Genomic DNA, 3,549 nt, shown 5'->3' on the forward strand with positions numbered 1-3,549 from the left:
GCTCCTCCGGCCGGAGGAGCGGGGCCCGTCGTCGTGCGGGGCGGTCAGGCGGTGGCGGCCGCGGCCAGCCGGTCGAGGCGCTCGGCCACCTGCAGCGCGGTGACCGGCCGCTGCCCCACCGGGGCGAGGCAGGCCGACACCAGGGCGGCCTCGTCGTCGGTCAGGCCGGGGCTGATCGCGGGCTCGGCGCTCATCACCCGGCGGATCGCCAGCAGCGGCTCGCCGTCGGGCAGCTCACCGTACAGGCCGGTACCGGTGAGCGCCCGGTTCAGCGTGGCCCCCAGCGCGAAGACCTCCGTGGCGCGGGAGGGCCGGTCGCCGCGCAGCAGCGCCGGGTCGAGGTACTCGACCGAGGCGGCGCTGGCCATGCCGGTGAGCGTGACGCCGGGCGCCAGGTAGCGGGCCAGGCCCAGGTCGGAGAGCTTGCCGCCGTCCTCGGTGAGCAGGATGTTGGCCGGCTTGATGTCGCCGTGGGTGAGGCCGGCCTCGTGCAGCGCGTGCGCGGCGTGCGCGGCGTGCGCCACCGCGCGCAGCACCTCGCCGCGGCTGAGCGGCCGCGCCGGGGCGGCGAGGCTGCCGAGCGGGCAGTACTCCATCGCGTACAGGAAGCTGTCCTGCAGGACGGCGTCGTACACCTTGACCAGGTAGGGCGAGGCCACCTGGGCGAAGGCCCGCAGCTCGCGGACACCCCGCTCGTAGGCCTGCTCGCTGTGCGTCCCCGTGAAGACCTTCACCGCCACGTACTCGTCGGGCAGGCCGAGCCGCGCCGGCGGCCGCGCGAGGTAGAAGCGGCCGTTGTTGCCCTCCCCGAGCACCCGGACCACCTGGTAGTCCGCGATGGTGGCGGGCGCCGCGCCCACCAGGCCGACGGCATCCATCCTGAGTCCTCCTGAAGCTGCTGTTCCCCCCGGGGCGGCCCGGGACGCCGCCGGTGCGGCAGCGCGACAGTGTGCCCCGCCGCCCGCCGTCCGGGAACCCCGATCGCCCCCGTCGGACGCCGCGCACGGAGGGGTCCCGCGTGGCGCGGGGCGCCGATACAGTCCGCGCCCGGTGCGGTGCCGTGACCGGCACGCACCCCATCCCCCGCGCTGTCCCGCGCGGCTCGCGACGACCCCGGAGACCCAGTGGAAGCGCACTCCGTCGCGGAGATCACGGCCTACGTGTTCCTCGACCTCGCCGTGATCATCGTGATCGCCCGCCTCATGGGACGGCTGGCGGTGACGCTCGGCCAGCCCGCGGTCATGGGCGAGATCGTGGCCGGCATCCTGCTCGGCCCGACGCTGCTCGGCGCCCTCCCGGGCGACCTGGACACCGCGCTCTTCCCGCCCGACGTGCGCCCGTTCCTCAACGTGCTGGCGCAGCTGGGCCTGGTGCTGTTCATGTTCCTGGTCGGCCTCGAGGTCGACCTGTCGTTCATCCGCGGCCGCGAGCGCATCGCCGTCTCGGTGTCGGTCGCCTCGATCGTCCTGCCGTTCGCGCTCGGCGTGCTGCTGGCCACCTACCTGCACGAGGCGCACGACGTCTTCACCGCCGACGACGGCGCCACGTCGACGATCTCCTTCGTCGGTTTCGCGCTGTTCATGGGCGTGGCCATGTCGATCACGGCGTTCCCGGTCCTGGCCCGGATCCTCGCCGAGCGGCAGATGCACCGGATCCCCACGGGCGTGCTGGCGCTCGCGTGCGCCGCCGTCGACGACGTCCTGGCCTGGGCGCTGCTGGCGGTCGTCGTCGCGGTCGTGTCGGCCGGGTCCTTCAGCGGGGTGCTGCTGATCCTGCTCTGGTCGGTCGTCTTCGCGCTGGTGATGTTCCTGGTCGTCAAGCCGCTGCTCAAGCAGCTGGTCACCCGGTACGAGCGCCTGGGCCGGCTGACGCCGGAGATGCTCGCCCTCGTGCTCGTCGGCATCCTCGGCAGCGCCTGGGTGACCGAGGAGATCGGCATCCACTTCATCTTCGGCGCGTTCGTGTTCGGCGTCGTCATGCCGCGTCAGGGCGCCGGCGCGCTGAACCACGAGATCATCGACCGGCTCGAGCAGGTGAGCGTCCTGCTGCTCCTGCCCGTCTTCTTCGTGGTCACCGGCCTCAACGTCGACGTCGGCGCGATCGACCTGACCGGCGTCGGCGAGCTCGGGCTGATCCTGCTCGTGGCGATCTCCGGCAAGTTCGTCGGCGCGTTCACCGCCGCCCGCGCGCAGCGGGTGCCCCGCCGGCAGGCCACCGCGCTCGGGGTCCTCATGAACACCCGCGGACTGACCGAGCTGGTCATCCTGAACCTGGGCCGCGAGAACGGCGTGCTCGACGACACCATGTTCACGCTGATGGTGATCATGGCGATCGTCACCACGGTGATGACCTCGCCGCTGCTCAACCTCGTCTACCCGAAGCGGGTCCTCGCCCGGGACATCGCCGCGGCCGAGCGCGCGGCGATGGGGCTGACCGACGCCTACACGGTCGTGGTCGTGGTCGACGACCCGGTGCGCGACGCCGGGCTGGTCGACCTCGCCTGCGACCTGGCCGGCCGGGAGCGTCCGGCGCAGGTGGTGCTCACCCGGGTGGTGCGGCGCTCGCGGCCCAAGCCGGAGGTCTCCAGCGGCCTGGGGGCCGACCTCGCGCTGATGGCGACCGTGGCCGGCGAGCTCCGGGCGCTGGCCCGGCGGGTGGAGGAGCGGGGCATGCAGGCCTCGGTGGCCTCCCGCTTCAGCGAGGACCCCTGGGCGGAGGTCACCGACCTCGCCGGCAGCAGCGAGGCCGACGTCGTCCTCGTGCGCAGCGGCTGGGGCATCGCCGAGGGCGCCCTCGCCGACGGGCAGGCGGGCACCCCGTGGCCGGCGTCCCTGCACGGGTCGGTGGTCACGGTGTCCGGCGAGCTCGGCGAGCCGGGCCTGGCCCCGCGCGGCGCGGTGGCGGTCGTGCAGGACGGCGGCGCCGACGGCCGGGCCGCGCTCCGGCTGGCCGCGCACGCGGCGCTCGGCCGGTCGGCGCCGCTGCAGCTGCGCGCCGGTGAGGGCCGGCGCGGGCTGCGCCGCGGGGTGGCCGACTCGCTGCGCAAGGCGGGGGTGGCCGTCGAGCCGGAGAGCACGGCGCTGCCCTCGCTGCTGGTGGCACCCGCGGATGCCGGCACGGTGCCGCCCGCCGACGACCTGACGCCGATCCTGCTGGTGCACGCCGGCACGGCCGACGCTGACCGCGACATGGACGAGACGCTGGCCGGGATCGCCGCCGGCAGTGCGGCCCGGCCCGGGACCGCCTGAGCGCCGGTCCTCCCCGCGGTGGAGCCCGCGTCCCGTGCGAGGGGACGCGGGCTCCGTCGTCTCCGGGCACCTCTCCCCCGCGGCGGCTCGTGCTCTGCCCCGCCTCCGTGGGCAGGGCACGAGCCCGTGCGGGGCACGCCCTCGTGCTCTGCCCCGCCGTGGTGGGCAGAGCACGACCCAGCTCCGGAGGTCAGGTGCCTCCTTCCGGCGGGGGGGGGGGGGGGGGGGGGGGGGGGGGGGGGGGGGGGGGGGGGGGGGGGGGGGGGGGGGGGGGGGGGGGGGGGGGGGGGGGGGGGGGGGG

General features: G+C 75.7%; 2 protein-coding genes. One reads left to right on the plus strand and one right to left on the minus strand.

Going from position 1 to position 3,549, the window contains the following annotated elements; genetic code table 11:
• Positions 1-44: 44 nt before the first annotated feature.
• On the minus strand, positions 45-878 hold the full coding sequence (locus ACI78R_RS23340) for a protein kinase domain-containing protein (protein WP_336028630.1): 834 nt from the start codon (positions 876-878) through the stop codon (positions 45-47).
• A gap of 246 nt (positions 879-1,124) precedes the next feature.
• On the opposite strand from ACI78R_RS23340, the gene ACI78R_RS23345 reads away from it, so the two are divergent.
• Complete coding sequence (locus ACI78R_RS23345) at positions 1,125-3,248, plus strand: cation:proton antiporter domain-containing protein (RefSeq protein WP_457042467.1); 2,124 nt, start codon at positions 1,125-1,127, stop codon at positions 3,246-3,248.
• Positions 3,249-3,549 lie beyond the last annotated feature (301 nt).

The organism is Geodermatophilus sp. SYSU D01106, assembly GCF_054049995.1.